Below are 17,368 nucleotides of genomic sequence, written 5' to 3' on the forward strand. Positions count from 1 at the left end.
GATTGTTCTACAATTCAACAGTGACCGACGAGCTGCGGGACCAGGTCCACGACGCCGCCAAGCGGGCCCGAGTCGCCGCCAAATTCCTCGCGACCGCCAACACGCAGCGCAAGAACGCCGTGCTGCTGGCGATGGCCGACGCCCTCGAGGCCGCCGCCGCTGACATCCTCGCCGCCAACGAGCGCGACCTCGCCGCCGGCCGCGACGCGAACATCGGTGATGCCCTGCTCGACCGGCTCGCCCTCAGTGAGAAGCGGGTCGGCGGCATCGCCGACGGCCTGCGCTCGGTCGCCGGACTGCCGGACCCGATCGGCGACGTCCGTCGCGGCTCGACCCTGCCCAACGGCCTGGAACTGCGCCAGGTCCAGGTGCCGCTCGGCGTCATCGGCATCGTCTACGAGGCTCGTCCGAACGTCACGGTCGACGCCGCCGGCCTCACGCTCAAGGCCGGCAACGCGGTTCTGCTCCGCGGCTCCTCCAGCGCCGAGCAGTCCAACATCGCGTTGGTCAAGGTGCTCCGCGAGGTGTTGGCGGACAACGACTTCCCGGCCGACGCCGTGGAGCTGCTGCCCTGTCACGACCGGGCGTCTGTGCGTCACCTCATCACCGCGCGCGGCCTCGTCGACCTGGTCATCCCGCGTGGCGGCGCCGGCCTGATCTCCGCCGTCGTGCAGCAGGCGACCGTGCCGACGATCGAGACCGGCGTCGGCAACTGCCACGTCTACGTGGACCGTGCCGCCGACCTCGACATGGCGCACCGGATCCTGATCAACTCCAAGACCCGCCGCCCCAGCGTCTGCAACTCCGCCGAGACCGTTCTCGTGCACCAGGACGTGGCCGAGCGGTTCGTGCCCGAGGCAGTGCGCCAGCTCCTCATCCACGGTGTCACCGTGCACGGCGACAAGCGCGCGGGTGAGCTCGCTGACGTCACGCCGGCCACGGACGCCGACTGGGACACCGAATATCTGTCCCTGGACATCGCCATGCGCATCGTCGACTCGCTGGACGACGCCATCGACCACATCGGCGAGCACGGCAGCGGCCACACCGAGGCGATCGTCTCCGACGACGTGCGCGCGGCGCGGGACTTCGTGGCCCGCGTGGACGCGGCGGCGGTGATGGTGAACGCCGCGACGTCGTTCACCGACGGCGGCGAGATGGGCCTCGGTGCGGAGATCGGCATCTCCACCCAGAAGCTGCACGCCCGCGGTCCGATGGGGCTGGCCGAGCTGACCTCGACGAAGTGGGTGGTGTGGGGCGACGGTCACGTCCGCCCCGTCTCCTGACAGCGCCGGTACGTTCACGGGCGTGACTTCAGAAGCGCCCGAACACCGCAGACGTGACGCATCAGCGACCAAGGCCGCCTTGCTGCGCGCGGCCCAGGAGCTGTTCACCGAGCGCGGCTTCGAGCGCACGACCGTCCGTGACATCGCCGACCGTGCCGGCGTGAACCAGGCCCTGCTGTTCCGCTACTTCGGCAACAAGGAAGAGCTCTTCCACGTCGTCCTGGCCGCCGAGAGCCGGACGCTGATCGCCGAGTGGCCCGCCGAGCAGGTGCTGGCCAGGACGCTTGCGCGGATGCTCGACCCGGACACGGGCGGCGTCCAGGACGGCGCGTGGCTGGCCGCACTGCGGTCCAGCGGCCACGACGGCGCGGCCGACGTCATCCGCAAGCAGTGGGGCCAGGACTACACGCGGGTGCTGGGCTCGCTGACCGACGCCGAGGATGCGGACCTTCGGGTCGATCTGGTGCTGGCCTGGGTCGTCGGCCTGGGCCTGCTGCGCACGGTCGTGCGCAAGGAGCCGCTGGTCAGCGCCGATCCGGAGGAGGTGGCGAGGCTGATGCTGCGCGCCGCGTCCGTGCTGCTCGAACGGGTCGACACCGATCCGGTTGGTTGACGCCTGGTAACCAAGTGCCTATCGTCAGAGATGTAAGCGGAAGCTTACATCTCAGTTCGGCTATGGGGAGCCTGACATGACGACAGTCGACCGCGGCGCGTGTCCGTACCCGTTCAGCGAGGCCAAGGGCCTGGACCTCGACCCGGAGTACGGACGGCTGCGTGACAACGGCGAGCTGGCCAGGGTGCGCATGCCCTACGGCGGCGAGGCCTGGATGGCCACCAGCTACGAGGACGTCAAGACCGTGCTCGGCGACCCGCGGTTCAGCCGCGCGGCCACCCTCGGCGTCGACGTCCCCCGGACGACGCCGCTGATCCAGACCGAGTCCAGCATCCTGACCATGGATCCGCCGGACCACAGCCGGCTGCGCAAGCTGGTGGCCAAGGCGTTCACCATGCGGCGCATCGAGATGCTGCGGCCGCGCGCCCAGGAGGTTGTCGACGGCCTGCTCGACGCGATCGAGGCCCAGGGTCCGCCGGCCGACCTGGTCGAGGGCCTGTCGCTGCCGCTGCCGATCACCATGATCTGCGAGCTGCTCGGCGTGCCCTACGAGGACCGCGACCGGTTCCGGGCCTGGTCGGACGCGCTGCTGTCGGTGACCGCGCACACCCCGGACGAGATCCAGGCGGCGCGGGACAACCTGCGGACGTATCTGGCGAGCCTGGTGGCCCAGCGCCGCGAGCAGCCCACCGACGACCTGCTCGGCGTGCTGGTGCACGCCCGTGACGAGGAGGACCGCCTCTCCGAGCAGGAGTTGGTCACGTTCGGCGTCACGCTGCTGGTAGCCGGGCACGAGACGACCGCCAACCAGACCGGCAACTTCCTCTACACCCTGCTCAGCAAGCCGGAGCTCAAGCGCGACCTCCAGCTGCACCCCGACCGGCTCGACGCCGCGATCGAGGAGCTGCTGCGGATGACGCCGCTCGGCAACACCGCCGGCCTGCCGCGCATCGCCACCGAGGACATCGTGCTCAGCGGCACGCTCGTGAAGGCGGGCGAGGCCGTGATCACGCAGACCGCGTCGGCCAACCGCGACGGCGGCGTGTTCGACAACGCCGACGAGATCGACTTCCACCGGGAGAACAACCCGCACATCGCGTTCGGTCACGGCGTGCACCACTGCCTCGGCGCCCAGCTGGCCCGGCTGGAGCTCCAGGTCGCGGTCGGATCCGTGCTGCGCCGGCTGCCCGCCGTGCGGTTCGCGGTGCCGGTCGAGGAGGTGCCGTTCAAGGAGGGCCGGCTCGTCCGAGGCCTGCGGACGCTGCCCGTCACCTGGTGATGCAGGATTGACGGGTTCCTGAACTGGCTGAGGAGGACACGGTGGCAGACGGCCGCTGGAATGTGACGATCGACTCGGGCACGTGCATCGGGTCCGGCGTGTGCGCCGGCACCGCGCCGAAGTACTTCACGCTCGACGGTGGCTACGGCACGCCGGTCGCCGACGAGGTCGACGCCGACGACGAGGTGGTCACCGCCGCCGAGTCGTGCCCGATGGAGGCGATCCTGGTGCGCGAGGTCGGCACCGACAAGGTGGTCGCCCCGCTGGACTGAGGGGCGCGGGGGCGCCGGCTGCCGGTCGGCGCCTCCCGTCCGCTCGGATAGCCGTTGCTCACACTTCGGCGCTGCCGCAGGCCGAACGGGTGATGGCTGCCTACGCTGGGCCGTTATGACCGACAAGCGCCGGGTCGGGGTCATGGGCGGCACCTTCGACCCGATCCACCACGGCCACCTGGTGGCGGCCAGCGAGGTCCAGGCCAAGTTCGAGCTGGACGAAGTGATCTTCGTGCCGACCGGGCAGCCCTGGCAGAAAACCGGGCGTGACGTCAGCCCGGCCGAGGACCGCTACCTGATGACCGTGATCGCGACGGCGTCCAACCCGCGCTTCTCGGTCAGCCGCGTCGACATCGACCGCAGCGGCCCCACCTACACCGCCGACACGCTGGCCGACCTGGCCGACCGGTACCCCGACGACGACCTGTTCTTCATCACGGGCGCGGACGCGCTCTCGCAGATCGTGTCGTGGAAGCGGGTCGACGAGCTGTTCACCCGCGCCCACTTCATCGGCGTCACCCGGCCGGGCTTCCGGCTGGACCCCCACGACCTGCCGGCCGGGTCCGTGAGCCTGATCGAGGTGCCGGCCATGGCGATCTCGTCCACGACCTGCCGCGACCGGGTCTGCGCCGGTCAGCCGGTGTGGTACCTGGTGCCGGACGGGGTGGTGCAGTACATCTCCAAGCGCGGCCTCTACCAGTGCTGAAGACGGGAATCCCCCGATCCGGCGCCTGGATCGGGGGACCCGTACTCGTCAGTCCTGGCGCGCTATCGCGTACGCCCGACGGGACGAAGCGCGATCGCGCCGAGAGACTTCCCGAGCATTCGCACACCTCCCTTCGGTTGGGCCACCCACTGCGGCCGTGTGCCCATATCTGATCGTTCGCGCCCCACCCAGGTCAACGGGTTTTTCGACGGACGCGGGACGGTACCCTAACCACTCATCCCGTAAGTGAAGAACGCAAGGAGTGACGTGGCTGCCACCGACGAGGCACGACGGCTGGCGCTCGTGGCCGCACACGCGGCCGCCGACAAGAAGGCGCACGACATCAAGGTGCTGGACGTCTCCGCCCAGCTCGTGATCACGGACTGCTTCGTGATCGCGTCGGCGCCCAACGAGCGTCAGGTCGGCGCCATCGTGGACGGCGTCGAGGAGAAGATGCGGGAGGCCGGCACTAAGCCGGTCCGCCGCGAGGGCGCCCGCGAGGGCCGCTGGGTGCTGCTCGACTTCGTCGACGTCGTGGTGCACGTCCAGCACACCGAGGAGCGCGTCTTCTACGGCCTGGAGCGGCTGTGGAAGGACTGCCCGGAGATCCCGTTCGACGACGGGTCCAGTGAGGACGGTTCATGACCCTGAGCAGACTCCTGCTGTGGCGGCACGGGCAGACCGAGCACAACGCCAGCGGCCACTGGCAGGGACACCTGGACTCGCCGCTCACCGAGCGGGGCCGGGAGCAGGCGCGGGCGGCGGCGCCCGCGCTGCTGGCGTACGAGCCGCACCTGGTGGTGGCCTCCGACCTGCGGCGGGCCACTGACACGGCGAAGATCCTGGTCGAGGCGGGCGGGCTGCCGCTGCGGCTGGACAAGCGGCTGCGGGAGACCGACATCGGGCACTGGCAGGGCCTCACCTCCACCGAGGTGGACGCCCGCTACCCCGGTGGCATCAGCACCTGGCAGTCCGACCCCACGTGGGCCCCGCCCGGCGGCGAGTCCAGGGTGGAGGTGGCGACGCGGGCGCATGAGCTCGTCAACGAGCTGGACGAGGAGCAGTCCGGCACGGTGCTGCTGTGCGCGCACGGCGGCCTGATCACGGCGTTGACCGCGCAGTTGCTCACCATGCCGGTGCCGATCTGGCCCCAGCTGGGCGGGTTGAGCAACTGTCACTGGGCAGTGCTGGCCCGGCGGCCCGGCGGTGACGGCCGCTGGCGGCTGCTCACGTACAACGCCGGCGCGTGAACCTGCTGGTCGTCGGGGATTCGCTGTGCTTCCACGGTCCGGTCGGGCCGCTGGCCGCCGATGATCCACGGTTGTGGCCGTCGGTGGCCGCGTCGTCCCTGGAGGGCCGCTCGGAGCTGATCGCCGGCTTCGGGTGGACCGCCCGGGACGCGTGGTGGGCGGTGACGGGGGATCCTCGGTTCTGGGCGGCGTTGGCGCGCGCTGACGTGCTGGTGCTGGCGGTCGGGGGCATGGACACGCTGCCGTCGCCGCTGCCGACGTACCTGCGGGAGGGGCTCCGATTCCTGCGCCCCGACTCGTTGCGGCGGCGTGCGCGGACGCTCTACCTGGCCGCGCAGCCGCATCTGGCTCGACTGCTCGGCGGGCGCCCCGTGGCACTGCCCGCGCACCTCACGGAGCGGTACCTGGACGACTGCGTGCGGGCCGTGCGGGCGTTGCGGCCGGGGCTGCCCGTGGTGGGCATGGTGCCGCCCGTGCACCGCGCCGCCGTGTACGGGTACGTGCACAGCGGCCGCCCCGCTGGGGAGGCCGCCGTGCGGAGGTGGGCTGGTCGGCACGGCGTTCCGCTGCTGGACCTGCCGTCGCTGATCGGCGCGCACGTGCGCGGCGGGCACGGAAACCCCGACGGCATCCATTGGGGGTTCGACGCACATCGGGCCGTGGGCCAGGCCTTGGCGGACACGGTCCGCCACCTGGACCCCGTCAACCCGTAGGCTGGGCGGCCGTGTCCGTCGCAGTCGTCACCGACTCCACCGCGTACCTACCAGAGGGCTTCGCCGATCGGCGTTCGGTGCGGGTGATTCCCCTGCACGTCCTGGTCGACGGGGTCGGGCGGTTGGACGGCGTCGACTTCGGGCCGGCCGAGCTGGCCGGGGCCCTCGGCGACCGGCGGACAGTCACCACCTCTCGGGCCAACCCCGCCGAGCTCGCGGCCGAATACCGCAAGGCGCTGGAGGACGGCGCGGAGGCCGTCGTCGCCGTGCATCTGTCCGGGGAGCTCTCCGGCACGTGGAACGCCGCTTGGATGGCGGCCGAGGAGGTCGGGCCCGATCGGGTGCGGATCGTCGATTCGCGCTCCACGGCCATGGGCCTCGGCTTCGCCGTCCTCGCCGCTGCCGACGCCGCCGCGGCCGGCGCTTCCCCGGCTGAGGTGGAGCGCGCCGCCACGCGCGTGGCCGCCCGGGCGCGGACGTTCTTTTCCGTCGAGACATTGGAGCATCTGCGACGAGGCGGCCGTATCGGCGCCACGGCCGCATTGGTCGGCACCGCCTTGTCGGTGAAGCCCCTCCTGCACGTCGAGGACGGGCGGATCGTGCCGCTGGAGAAGGTTCGCACCACCAGCCGGGCCATTGCCCGCCTCGTCGACCTCGCCGCCAATGCCGCCGGCCGCGGGCCGGTGGAGCTCGCCGTGCACCACCTCGCCGCCCCCGAACGGGCCGCGGAACTCGCCGCCAAGCTGGAATCCCGCCTGCCCAACTCGCCCGGCTGCCTGATCTCAGAGGTGGGCCCGGTGATCGGCGCCCACACCGGCCTCGGGGTGCTCGGTGTCGTCGTCGTCCCCGGCGGTCTGAACCCCCAGGGCTGACGTCTTTCCGGGGGTCGGGGCGAGGCCGCCCAACCCGTCAGCATGACACGCCCCGGCCCGCCTGGGCCGTTCCAAGATCGTCTCAGCCCTAGTTGTCCACAGCCCCCGAGTTGTCCACATCTGGATCTTCAACCGCCCCGGCCCCGCCCCGCCGCGCCCTAGCGTCGACGCCGTGCTCGATCGACTGCGCCCAAGCGCCACCGACCACTCGGCACAGGTGCGAAAGCGTCTGGCCGAGGTGTTCGGCGACGCCGTGCCCGAACCGCAGGACACGCCCGACGGTGACACGGCCGAAGGGCGGGCGGGTCCGTTGGTCGAGCGCTGGTTGCCCGGAGGCGCCCGGGTCCGCCGACCCCGAACGGCGGTACTCGCCCTCGCCGCCGCGGTGCTCGTCGCCGCGGTGGCCGCTGCCCTGGGCATGTGGCTGAACCGGCCCGTGCTGGAACAGCCACCCGCCCTGCCCGTCCCCGCGACCCCAACCGCCGCGCACAGCGCGGGGACGGGCAGGCCCGGGCCGCTGGTCGTCAGCGTCGTCGGCAAGGTCGCCAGGCCAGGCCTGGTCACGGTGCCCGACGGCTCCCGAGTCGCAGACGCGCTACGCGCCGCCGGCGGCCCGCTGCCCGACGCCGATCTGACGCAGCTCAACCTGGCTCGCAAGCTCTCCGACGGCGAGCAGATCGCCGTCGGGGTGCCACAGCCCGAGGCGGCGCCCGGGCAGCCGCCCGGCAAGGTCAACCTCAACACCGCGACGCAGACCGACCTGGAGACGCTGCCCGGCGTCGGACCGACCATGGCGCAACGGATTCTCCAGTGGCGGACCAAGAACGGCCGCTTCCAGTCCGTCGACCAGCTCCGCGAGGTCGACGGCATCGGCGCCACCAGATTCGACCATCTGAAGGAATTGGTGCAGACATGACTCCTGCTCGGACCGGCCCGGCGCGGTTCGCGCGGGCATTCCGCCGGCACGTCGCGGTGGTGGCCCTGCCGATCGCTCTCCTGTGCGGGCAACGGTTCTGGTGGTCGCTCGTCGTCGCGGTGGTGGCGGTCGGCATCGAGATCGTCCGGTTCCTTCGCTCGCCGCCGTTCATGCGCATCCGCCTGGAGCCGAGGGACCGTCATGAATGACACCCGCATGGTGCCGGTCGCCCTGGTGGTGTGGGCGGTCGCGACCGTCGGCCTGGCCTGGGGCTGGCAGTTCAGCTGGTTGCTCGGTGGCGTCGCCGTGGTCACGGCCTTCGTGGTGGCCGTGCGATCTCTGCGTTGGCGCCCACAGGCGGTGCTGGTGATCGCCCTCGGAGCGTTGGCGACCTGCTGGATCGCCATCGTGATCCACGCGTCGGCAACGCACCCGCTACGGTCGGACGCGGACCACGGCGCCACGGTCACCCTTCGCGTCGAGGTGTCAGAGCGACCGAAACCGCTTCGCACGCAAGGATTCGGTAGCCGCCAGGGTGGCGCCGATCGCGTGCTCGTCCCGGCGGGCGACGTGATCGTGCTGGCTCAGGCCGCCGGGTGGGCCGACCTGCTGCCGGGCCAGTGGCTCACCGTCACGGGTCGGGCCGCGCCGGCTCGGACCGGCGACCTGACGGTCGCGGTCGTGCAGGCCCGCGGATCGCCGACGGAGGTGACACCGGCGCCGCCCTGGCAGAAAGTCGCGGCCGTACTGCGAAACGGGCTACGCCGAGCAACCTCGGTGTTGCCGGACGAGCAGGCGGGCCTCGTGCCCGGACTGATCGTCGGCGACACCGCGAACCTGTCGCCGCGGGTGTCCGACGAGTTCAAGGTGGCCGGCATGACCCACCTGCTCGCGGTCAGCGGGGCCAACTTGGCGATCATTGCCGGCGCCGTGCTGTTCGCGATCCGATTGCTGGGTATGGGACCTCGCATCGCCGGCGTGGGCGCCGGCCTTGCGGTGATCGGGTTTGTCATCCTCGCCGGCCCGGAACCCAGCGTGCTGCGGGCGGCGGTGATGGGTGGCCTTGCGCTGTTGGCCCTGGTGCTGGGCCGGGAGAGATCGCTGCTCCCGGCGCTGGCCTGGTCGGTGGTGGTGCTGGTGCCGATCGATCCGTCACTCGGTCTCAGCGCCGGCTTCACGCTCTCGGTGCTCGCCACCGGGGCTCTGGTCCTGGTCGCGCCGCGATGGGCGGTGTGGCTGCGAGGCCGGGGTGTGCCGCCGGGCGTCGCCGAGGCCGTAGCAGCGCCGCTTGCCGCTCACCTGGTGACCGCGCCGGTGATCGCCGGCCTGTCCGGCGAGGTCAGCGTGGTCGCGGTGGTCGCCAACCTCGCGGCCGAGCCGGTGGTCGCGCCCGCCACGGTCATCGGCGTGCTGGCCACCATGGTGACGCCGATGAACCAGTGGTTGGGCGAGATGTTGGCCCGTGCCACGAGTCCGGAGGCGTGGTGGCTCATCCACGTCGCCCGCTACACCTCCTCGATGCCGCTGGCGACGGTGCGGTGGCCGAGTGGCTTGCTCGGCGCTGCCCTGTTGACCGCGGTGATGGTCGTCGGCTGGGCTGCGCTGCGGTCACGGCGATTGCGAGTCGTGGCAACGGTGGTCGTGGTCGGTGCCGTGCTGGTGTTGATGCCGGCCCGGCTCACCGGCTCCGGCTGGCCGCCGACAGGATGGGCAATGGTGAGTTGCGATGTGGGCCAGGGCGACGCGCATGTGCTGGCGACATCCCAGCCCGGACGGGTGGTGCTGATCGACACGGGCCCCGACCTCAGCTCAATAGTGGGCTGTCTGCGCCGGCTCGGCGTGGTCAGCATCCCGTTGATAGTGCTCAGCCACCTGCATGCGGACCACGTCGGCGGCTTGTCCTCGGTGCTCAGCGACTATCCCGTCGGCGCCGTCGGTGTCGGGCCGTTGCACGAGCCGGCGTGGGCTTGGGACCAGGTCCGCCGACAGGCCTCGGACGCCGGCGTGCGGGTGGTGGACATCGTTGCCGGACAACGCTTCGAGTTACCCGGAGTGAACATGACCGTGATCGCGCCCCAGGAGGCGCCGAGCCATCTCGGCCCCAACGCCGAGGGCACCCCCGTCAACGACGCGTCTCTCGTCGTGCGCGCCGACACCGCCGCCGGCCGCATCCTGCTGACCGGCGACATCGAACTGGAGGGCCAGGCCAACCTGTTGGCCACCAACGAGGACCTCTCCGCCGACGTGCTCAAGGTGCCCCACCACGGCAGCCGCTATTCGCTCCCGCGCTTCCTGGAACGGGTGCATCCCCGCGTCGCCATGGTCAGCGTCGGCGCCGGCAATCCCTTCGGGCACCCCAGTTCGCTGATCCTGGACGCCCTGAAACGGGAAGGAGCAACGGTGTTGCGCACCGATGAGGACGGCGACGTCGCCGTCGTCGCGAGCCGGGACGGCCCGCTCATCGCCCGCCGTGGATCACCACGAGTCGTCCACTAGCGCCAACCGCCGGCGCAAGCGCTTGGCATCGCGAGGAGGGAGCACGGCGAGCACGCCTTCCAACTGGTCCCTCAGGATTCGGTAGTCCGGACAGCATTCCTCGACACCGCAACCCGGACCATCGTGGTCCCAGATCCGGTGGGCCGGTGCACGCACGAAGCCCTCCCACTGGCGGAGCTTCCTCGACACCTCGCCCGGCGACCAGCGAGTCCGCTCCAGCCGTTCGACAGCCCACCGGCCGCGGGTGGACATCCCGGGCACGGCCGAAATGTGCGACTCGGGATGGCTGAAGGGGAGTTGGGCGCGCACCCGCGCCGGCGGCCTACGGGGCATCGGCCCTTCGGACAGCGGTCATGGTCCGATGATTGCACCGAGAGGCCTTGGCCGACAGCTGGTTTCTGGCGCGGTGTGCGTCTGATCCGCCTCGACCGGTCCGTCGGGACTGTGGGCTGTCGGCGCACTTTCATCGGCCTTACGTGCCTCACCGGTAGCGCGGAGATCGGGAGGTGATGGGCTCCGGCCACTGAGTCAGAGTCGTCCGCCGGAGGCGCTGTCGCCGGACAGCCGCTGGGCCAGGTAGACCGGCACGGTGGAGGCCAGGATCAGGACGACGGCCACGACGTTGACGATCGGGGCCTGGTTGGGGCGGAAGAGGTTGCCGTAGATCCAGATCGGCACGGTCTCCAGGCCGGCGCCGAGGGTGAACGTGGTGACGATGATCTCGTCGAAGGAGAGGGCGAAGGCGAGGAGGCCGCCGGCGAGGAGGGCGGAGCGCAGCATCGGGAACGTGACGAGTCGGAAGGTGGTGATGCCGTCGGCGCCGAGGTCCATCGACGCCTCCTCCAGGTTGTTGCCCAGGCGCCGCAGGCGGGCCACGACGTTGTTGAACACCACGACTATGCAGAACGTGGCGTGGGCGACGATCGCGGTGAACAGGCCGAGGTTGATGCCCAGGATGGTGCGGAAGGCGTTGTTCAGCGCGATGCCGGTGACAATGCCGGGCAGCGCGATCGGCAGCACGATGAGCAGCGAGATCGGGTTGCGACCGATGAACTTGTAGCGCTGGAGGGCAAACGCCGCCATGGTGCCGAGCACCAGCGCGATGGCCGTGGCCGCCAGGCCGGCCTCCACGCTCGTGCGCAGCGCCGCCAGCGCCCCGTCGTTGGCCGCGGCCCGGCCCCACCACTCCAGGGTGAAGCCGCCCGGCGGCCAGCCGAACGTCGTGTCCGAGTTGAAGGAGTTGAGGAACACCACCAGCAGCGGGAAGTAGATCACCGCCAGTCCCAGCGCCAGCGCGACCAACAACACTCGCCTGGTGGTTCGGGAGAACGTCACGACCGGCCTCCTAGAGGGTGTCGACAGCGCCGGTGCGGCGGGCGGCGGCCAGGTACACAAGCATGATCATGACGGGGACGGTGGCGACGGTGGCGGCGAAGGGGAGGTTGTTGGCGGCGCCGATGTTGTCGTAGACGACGTTGCCGAGCAGTTGGCTGGTGCCACCGACGATCTTGACGGCGATGTAGTCGCCCAGAGACAGGGAGAAGGTGAAGATCGAGCCGGCGATAACGGCCGGCAGGGCCAAGGGGAGCACGACGGAGAGGAAAGTCCGCACGGAGCGGGCGCCGAGGTCGCCGGAGGCGTCGAGGAGGGAGTCGGGCAGGCGGTCGAGGCCGGCGTAGATGGGCAGGATCATGTACGGCAGCCACAGGTAGGACAGGGTGATCACGGTGGCGGGCAGGCCGTAGCCGGGGCCGTCGAGGCCGACGGGGGCGAGCAGCCAGTGCAGCACGCCGTTGCCGGACAGCATGGACCGCCACGCGTCGGCCTTGACCAGGTAGCTGGCCCACAACGGGGTCATCACGGCGATCACCAGCAGGCGCTGGGTGCGCCGGGACGTGAACTTGGCCATGGCGAAAGCCATCGGGAAGGCGATCACGGCGTCGACGAGGGTGACGATCACGGCGACACCGACCGTGCGGACGGTGATGGTGCGGTAGACGGCGTCCCGGGCGAGGGTGGCGAAGTTGTCCAGGGACCAGCCGACCACCACCCGCCCGGTGAACACGTCGGTGCTCCAGAACGCGGTCACGAACAGCGCCACGAGCGCGCCGAGGTAGGCGACGCCGAGCCAGGCCAGGGGCGCGGACAGCAGGATGCCCAACCGCAGCCTCGGAGTGCGGCGCAGGTACGCCGACAACCGGCGGCGCGGGGAAGCCGCGGGCCGCGGCGTGTTCGTGATCGCGGTGGTCACCGGGTCAACCCTTGATCTCGGTCCACGCCTGGGTCCACGCGCCGTAGTCCTCGCATTTGACGTCGGTGCGGCCGTCGAGGCACTGGGAGATCGGCGTGGTCCAGTAGGCGATCTTCGACGCGTAGGCCGAATCACCGGCGTGGTAGGTCTCGCAGTGCTTGGTGTCGCTGGTCTGGGCGCATGCCTTGGAGTTGGCCGGGGCCTCGCCGAAGTACTCGGCGACCTGGGCGTTGACCTTGGGGCTGATGATGTAGTTCATCCACAGGTAGGCGCAGTTCTTGTGCTGCGACTTGGCCGCCACCATCCAGGTGTCCGACCATCCGGTCGCGCCCTCGGACGGCACGGTCGACTCCACCGGGGCCCCACCGGTCTTGGCGACGTTGACGGTCACCTGCCACGCGGTGCCCAGGACGGCGTCGCCGCTGGTCAGGGACTGGCTCTCCTTCAGGTAGTCCGACCAGTACTCGCTGACCAGGGGGCGCTGCTTCTTCAGCAGGTCGACGGCGGCCTGGAACTGGGTGCTGTCCAGCGCGTAGGGGCTCCTGATGCCCAGGTCGGGCTGGTGCGCCTTGAGGTACAGGGCGGCGTCGGCGATGTAGATCGGCGAGTCGTAGGCGGTGATCTTGCCCTTGTACTTGGAGTTGGGGTCGAACAGCGCCGACCACGAGGTGGGAGCGGGGCTCACCTTGTCGGAGCGCCAGGTGAGCAGGTTGGCGCCCCAGCCGTGCGGAATGCCGTAGGCGACGCCGGCGACGCTGTTCCACGACTGGTTCTTGAGGAACCCGAACACGTCGGCGTAGTTGGGCACGAGCGAGGTGTTCACCGGTTCCACGTCGCCGGAGGCGATCAGGCGCAGCGAGGCGTCGCCGGAGGCGGAGACGACGTCGTACTGGCCGGTCTTCATCAGGCTGATGGCCTCGTCGGAGGTGCCGAAGGGCTTGACGTTGACCTTGCAGCCGGACTCCTGCTCGAACGGGGTGACCCAGTTGACCTTGGGGTCGTTGGAGCCGTTCTCCGCGTAGCCGGGCCAGGCCAGCACGGACAGCTGACCCTCGCCCGCGCCGAGCTTGCCCAGCGCGGGCAGCGACGGCGGGGTGAAGGCGGTGCCGCCGCCGCTCGCCGCCGTATTGCCGCTGGTGGTGCCGCACGCGGTGAGCACGAGGCCCGCCGCCAGCAGTCCGGCCAACAGCGCCGTGTTCTTCATGATCGACCTTTCACTCGCTACCGGTGACCGGGAAGTTGTGCTCGTGCCGCCAGGTCAGGCGGACCCGGCCGTCGGTGAAGCCGGGCACGCCGTCGGTGTTCTGCCGCACCACGGACAACCGGCCGCCGGCGTCGAGGGCGACCTCGAAGCGCAGGGTCGCGCCGGCGTACACCACGTCGGTGACGGCGCCGGTGGCGACGGTCTCGCCGGGACCGGCCGGGCGGGCCAGGTCGCCGTCGATGCGGATCTTCTCGGGACGGATGCTGAACAGCCCGGCCATGCCGATCACCGTCTCCGCCGCGCGCCCGCCGAGCAGGTTGGAGGGGCCGACGAAGCCGGCGACGAACGCGGTCGCCGGCCGCTCGTAGACCTCCTGCGGGGTGCCGACCTGCTCGATCCGGCCGGCGTTGAACACCGCGATCCGGTCGCTCATGGTCAGCGCCTCGTCCTGGTCGTGGGTGACGAACACGAAGGTGATGTCGACATCTCTCTGTAGTTGCTTGAGTTCGCCCTGCATTTCGTGTCGGAGTTTCAGGTCGAGCGCGCCGAGCGGTTCGTCGAGCAGCAGCACCTTGGGCCGGTTGACCAGGGCGCGGGCCAGCGCGACGCGTTGGCGCTGGCCACCGGACAACTGGGACGGTCGGCGCCGGCTGTAGTCGTCGAGGCGCACGGACCTGAGCGCGTCGGCGGCGCGGCGCCGGCGGTCGGCCCTGGGCACGCCCTTGACCCGCAGCCCGTACTCGACGTTCCTGGCGACGTTCATGTGTGGGAACAGGGCGTAGTCCTGGAAGACGGTGTTCACGTCGCGGTCGAACGGCGCCAGTCGGCTCACGTCCTGGCCGCCGAGTTCGACCGTGCCGTCGGTGGGCTGCTCGAAGCCGGCGATCATCCGCAGCACTGTCGTCTTGCCGGAGCCCGACGGGCCGAGCATGGCGAAGAATTCACCCGGTCGGATGTCGAGGTCGACGCCGTCGACCGCGGTGACGGGGCCGAAGTTCTTGCGCAGGCCGCGCAGCCGGACCGCGGGCACGGCGGAGGCGGCCGGCGGGTGGTCGCCGAGCGCGACGTCGGGGGCTTGGTGGGGCATCGCGGGCCTCCGGTGCTCTGCGGAGATGGTCTACGGCCTACAGGGCGCTCATCACGTGCTTGATCCGGGTGTAGTCCTCCAGCCCGTACAGCGAGAGGTCCTTGCCGTAGCCGGACTTCTTGAAGCCGCCGTGGGGCATCTCGGCGACGAGCGGGATGTGGGTGTTGATCCACACGCAGCCGAAGTCGAGGCGGGCGGCCATGCGCATGGCCCGCTGGTGGTCGGTGGTCCACACCGACGACGCCAGCCCGTACGGGACGCCGTTGGCCGCGCCGAGGGCCTCGGCCTCGTCGGCGAAGCGCTGCACGGTGATCACCGGGCCGAAGATCTCGTGCTGGCTGATCTCGTCCTGCTGTCGAACACCGGAAACCACGGTGGCGCCGTAGAAGTAGCCCTTGTCACCGATGCGGCTGCCGCCACTGTGGACGGTCGCGTGCGGGGGCAGCCGGTCGAGGAAGCCGGCGACGCGGTCGAGCTGGCCGGCGCTGTTGAGGGGCCCGTAGTCGGCGGAGGCGTCGTCGGGGCCGCCGGTTCTGGTCGCCAGGGCATGCGTGGTGAGGGCGGCGACGAAGTCGTCGTGCACCTCGTTGGCGACGAGCACTCGGGTCGCGGCGGTGCAGTCCTGGCCGGCGTTGAAGTAGCCGGCCGTCGCGATGGTCTCGGCGGCGGCCTCTATGTCGGCGTCGGCGAACACGATGACCGGGGCCTTGCCGCCCAGTTCCAGGTGCACACGCTTGACGTCGGCGGCGGCCGCGCTCGCGACCTCGGTGCCGGCACGGACCGAGCCGGTGATCGACACCATCGCCGGGATCTCGTGGCCGACCAGCGCACGGCCGGTGTCCCGGTCGCCGCAGATCACGTTGAACACGCCCGGCGGCAGGTGCTCGGCGGCGATCTCCGCCAGCAGCAGCGTGGACGCCGGCGTGGTGTCCGCGGGCTTCAGCACCACCGTGTTGCCCGCCGCCAGGGCCGGCGCGATCTTCCAGACCGCCATCATCAGCGGGTAGTTCCAGGGCGTCACCTGCGCGCACACCCCGACCGGCTCCCGCCGTACGAAGGAGGTGTGCCCGGGCATGTACTCGCCGGCCGACTTGCCCTCCAACACTCGGGCCGCGCCGGCGAAGAACCGGAGCTGGTCCACGACCACCGGCAGTTCCTCGGATGCCGTGAGCGCCAACGGTTTCCCGGTGTTCTCGCACTCCACACGGACCAGCTCGTCGGAACGCTTCTCGACCGCGTCGGCGATCTTCAGCAGGGCCAGTTGGCGCAGAGCCGGGGTCGTGTCCCGCCAGGAGTCGAAGGCCGCCTGCGCGGCGTGCAGGGCGCCGTCGACATCGGCCGCCTCGGCCACCGGCGCCGTGCAGTACGCCTGTCCGGTCGCCGGGTCGATGACGTCCGCGCGGTGTCCGGAGGCGGAGTCGACCTGGGCCCCGTCGATGAAGTGGTGCAGCTGTCGCATGGCGACTCCCTGCGGTCCCGGGTGGCGGAGGAGCGGGATGGACGTAAACATATGAGTCCATATGTCATATGGCAAGGGTCTGGGGGAGGATTGAGGGTGCCGAGAGCGGCTGGGCAAGGCGGGGGAGCGGAGCGCGGGTGGGCGGGTGTTCGGCCCGTCGGTGAAGGGGTCGGCGGGAGAATGCGCGGGCGGGGCGTCGGAGGACGAAAGGGTGAGGGTGGGCATGGGGCAGGCGAGGTCGCACGTGTTTGCGCCGCTGGGCGACCTCGGGCGGGCGGAGGCGGTGACGGCGCGGCTGACGGACGCGATCTCGATGGGGCTGCTGGGGGACGGGGAGCAGCTGCCGAGCGAGGCGGAGCTGGCGGGGCAGTTCGGGGTGGCCACGGTGACGGTGCGGGAAGCGCTGGTGGCGCTGAGACAGCAGGGCCTGGTGGCCACGAGACGGGGGCGCGGGGGCGGGAGCTTTGTGATCACGCCGGACCAGGAGGCGCCGGCGTCGTGGCAGCAGCGGCTGAGGGCGGTGTCGCTGAGTGAGCTGAGGGACATCGGGGACCACTACCTGGCGGTGGCGGGGGCGGCGGCGAGGCTGGCGGCGGAGCGGAGCTCGCCGGAGGACGTGGAGCGGCTGTGGCTGGCGACCGAAGACCTGCGCAATGCCGGAGCTGCGACGAACGACCAGGGCAGCCGGGGGCAGGCGAGGGCGGAGCGGCAGTTCCACCTCGAAGTCGCGGCGGCGGCGCAGTCGCCGAGGCTTACCCACCAAGAAATCCAGCTCCAGGGGGAGCAGGGCGGCCTGCTGTGGCTACCGCAGAGCGGCAACGGGCACGCGGAGCACGGGGCGATCACGGAGGCGATCGCGCGGCAGGACGGGGAGCTGGCCCGGAAGCTGACGGAGGAGCACATCCTGGAAGCGGTGGACCGGCTCGTGGACATGCACCTGAACCTGCTGTAACCCTAAGCGCGG

18 protein-coding genes are annotated in these 17,368 nt (G+C 70.9%); 13 read left to right on the top strand and 5 right to left on the bottom strand.

The window, feature by feature from the left end; genetic code table 11:
- Positions 1 to 20: 20 nt before the first annotated feature.
- The 12 genes from AB0M73_RS11485 to AB0M73_RS11540 all read left to right on the top strand — a co-directional run bounded on the left by AB0M73_RS11485 (position 21) and on the right by AB0M73_RS11540 (position 10,403).
- Positions 21 to 1,286, top strand: a complete 1,266-nt coding sequence (locus tag AB0M73_RS11485; RefSeq protein ID WP_363889945.1) for a glutamate-5-semialdehyde dehydrogenase — start codon at positions 21 to 23, stop codon at positions 1,284 to 1,286.
- Positions 1,287 to 1,308: 22 nt separating this feature from the next.
- A complete protein-coding gene (locus tag AB0M73_RS11490; protein WP_363889948.1) occupies positions 1,309 to 1,899 on the top strand; it encodes a TetR family transcriptional regulator in 591 nt (196 codons plus the stop codon).
- A 76-nt stretch (positions 1,900 to 1,975) separates the two neighbouring features.
- Positions 1,976 to 3,178, top strand: a complete 1,203-nt coding sequence (locus AB0M73_RS11495; RefSeq protein WP_363889951.1) for a cytochrome P450 — start codon at positions 1,976 to 1,978, stop codon at positions 3,176 to 3,178.
- Between the two features lie 41 nt (positions 3,179 to 3,219).
- A complete protein-coding gene (locus AB0M73_RS11500; RefSeq protein ID WP_043717976.1) occupies positions 3,220 to 3,450 on the top strand; it encodes a ferredoxin in 231 nt (76 codons plus the stop codon).
- Positions 3,451 to 3,565: 115 nt separating this feature from the next.
- The gene (nadD, locus tag AB0M73_RS11505) at positions 3,566 to 4,156 is read left to right on the top strand and encodes a nicotinate-nucleotide adenylyltransferase (RefSeq protein ID WP_363889954.1); all 591 of its coding nucleotides are present in this window, start codon (positions 3,566 to 3,568) and stop codon (positions 4,154 to 4,156) included.
- Positions 4,157 to 4,423: 267 nt separating this feature from the next.
- The gene (gene rsfS, locus AB0M73_RS11510; protein WP_363889957.1) at positions 4,424 to 4,801 is read left to right on the top strand and encodes a ribosome silencing factor; all 378 of its coding nucleotides are present in this window, start codon (positions 4,424 to 4,426) and stop codon (positions 4,799 to 4,801) included.
- A complete protein-coding gene (locus AB0M73_RS11515) occupies positions 4,798 to 5,406 on the top strand; it encodes a histidine phosphatase family protein (protein WP_363889960.1) in 609 nt (202 codons plus the stop codon). The genes rsfS and AB0M73_RS11515 overlap by 4 nt, the downstream gene beginning before the upstream one ends.
- The gene (gene octT / locus AB0M73_RS11520; protein ID WP_363889962.1) at positions 5,403 to 6,119 is read left to right on the top strand and encodes a diglucosylglycerate octanoyltransferase; all 717 of its coding nucleotides are present in this window, start codon (positions 5,403 to 5,405) and stop codon (positions 6,117 to 6,119) included. Before AB0M73_RS11515 ends, octT begins: the two co-directional genes overlap by 4 nt.
- 11 nt (positions 6,120 to 6,130) lie before the next feature.
- The gene (locus AB0M73_RS11525; RefSeq protein ID WP_363889964.1) at positions 6,131 to 6,991 is read left to right on the top strand and encodes a DegV family protein; all 861 of its coding nucleotides are present in this window, start codon (positions 6,131 to 6,133) and stop codon (positions 6,989 to 6,991) included.
- A 172-nt stretch (positions 6,992 to 7,163) separates the two neighbouring features.
- Positions 7,164 to 7,907, top strand: a complete 744-nt coding sequence (locus AB0M73_RS11530) for a ComEA family DNA-binding protein (protein ID WP_363889967.1) — start codon at positions 7,164 to 7,166, stop codon at positions 7,905 to 7,907.
- Positions 7,904 to 8,116, top strand: a complete 213-nt coding sequence (locus tag AB0M73_RS11535) for a hypothetical protein (RefSeq protein WP_363889970.1) — start codon at positions 7,904 to 7,906, stop codon at positions 8,114 to 8,116. Before AB0M73_RS11530 ends, AB0M73_RS11535 begins: the two co-directional genes overlap by 4 nt.
- Positions 8,109 to 10,403, top strand: a complete 2,295-nt coding sequence (locus AB0M73_RS11540; RefSeq protein ID WP_363889974.1) for a DNA internalization-related competence protein ComEC/Rec2 — start codon at positions 8,109 to 8,111, stop codon at positions 10,401 to 10,403. The genes AB0M73_RS11535 and AB0M73_RS11540 overlap by 8 nt, the downstream gene beginning before the upstream one ends.
- Before the next feature lie 528 nt (positions 10,404 to 10,931).
- Here the strand turns inward: AB0M73_RS11540 and AB0M73_RS11545 are convergent.
- The 5 genes from AB0M73_RS11545 to AB0M73_RS11565 are packed head-to-tail and all read right to left on the bottom strand — an operon-like array spanning position 10,932 to position 16,404.
- A complete protein-coding gene (locus tag AB0M73_RS11545) occupies positions 10,932 to 11,738 on the bottom strand; it encodes an ABC transporter permease (RefSeq protein WP_363889977.1) in 807 nt (268 codons plus the stop codon).
- 10 nt (positions 11,739 to 11,748) lie between these two features.
- A complete protein-coding gene (locus AB0M73_RS11550; RefSeq protein ID WP_363890279.1) occupies positions 11,749 to 12,600 on the bottom strand; it encodes an ABC transporter permease in 852 nt (283 codons plus the stop codon).
- A gap of 58 nt (positions 12,601 to 12,658) precedes the next feature.
- Complete coding sequence (locus AB0M73_RS11555; RefSeq protein WP_363889979.1) at positions 12,659 to 13,858, bottom strand: ABC transporter substrate-binding protein; 1,200 nt, start codon at positions 13,856 to 13,858, stop codon at positions 12,659 to 12,661.
- Between the two features lie 10 nt (positions 13,859 to 13,868).
- Positions 13,869 to 14,945, bottom strand: coding sequence for an ABC transporter ATP-binding protein (locus AB0M73_RS11560; protein ID WP_363889981.1), 1,077 nt, complete (start codon positions 14,943 to 14,945; stop codon positions 13,869 to 13,871).
- A gap of 37 nt (positions 14,946 to 14,982) precedes the next feature.
- Complete coding sequence (locus AB0M73_RS11565) at positions 14,983 to 16,404, bottom strand: gamma-aminobutyraldehyde dehydrogenase (protein WP_363889983.1); 1,422 nt, start codon at positions 16,402 to 16,404, stop codon at positions 14,983 to 14,985.
- A 223-nt stretch (positions 16,405 to 16,627) separates the two neighbouring features.
- Between AB0M73_RS11565 and AB0M73_RS11570 the strand changes: the two genes are divergently transcribed.
- Positions 16,628 to 17,356: a GntR family transcriptional regulator gene (locus AB0M73_RS11570; RefSeq protein WP_363889984.1), complete on the top strand. Its 729-nt coding sequence runs from the start codon at positions 16,628 to 16,630 to the stop codon at positions 17,354 to 17,356.
- Positions 17,357 to 17,368 lie beyond the last annotated feature (12 nt).

The organism is Kutzneria sp. NPDC051319 (assembly GCF_040682195.1).
In the GTDB taxonomy this organism is placed as follows: domain Bacteria; phylum Actinomycetota; class Actinomycetes; order Mycobacteriales; family Pseudonocardiaceae; genus Kutzneria.

Bases quoted from the DNA above. Each gene is read 5' to 3' on its own strand.
- AB0M73_RS11495 (WP_363889951.1), top strand. From the start codon at position 1,976: ATGACGACAGTCGACCGCGGCGCGTGTCCGTACCCGTTCAGCGAGGCC.
- nadD (WP_363889954.1), top strand. From the start codon at position 3,566: ATGACCGACAAGCGCCGGGTCGGGGTCATGGGCGGCACCTTCGACCCG.
- AB0M73_RS11515 (WP_363889960.1), top strand. From the start codon at position 4,798: ATGACCCTGAGCAGACTCCTGCTGTGGCGGCACGGGCAGACCGAGCAC.
- AB0M73_RS11535 (WP_363889970.1), top strand. From the start codon at position 7,904: ATGACTCCTGCTCGGACCGGCCCGGCGCGGTTCGCGCGGGCATTCCGC.
- AB0M73_RS11540 (WP_363889974.1), top strand. From the start codon at position 8,109: ATGAATGACACCCGCATGGTGCCGGTCGCCCTGGTGGTGTGGGCGGTC.
- AB0M73_RS11555 (WP_363889979.1), bottom strand. From the start codon at position 13,858: ATGAAGAACACGGCGCTGTTGGCCGGACTGCTGGCGGCGGGCCTCGTG.
- AB0M73_RS11560 (WP_363889981.1), bottom strand. From the start codon at position 14,945: ATGCCCCACCAAGCCCCCGACGTCGCGCTCGGCGACCACCCGCCGGCC.
- AB0M73_RS11565 (WP_363889983.1), bottom strand. From the start codon at position 16,404: ATGCGACAGCTGCACCACTTCATCGACGGGGCCCAGGTCGACTCCGCC.
- AB0M73_RS11570 (WP_363889984.1), top strand. From the start codon at position 16,628: ATGGGGCAGGCGAGGTCGCACGTGTTTGCGCCGCTGGGCGACCTCGGG.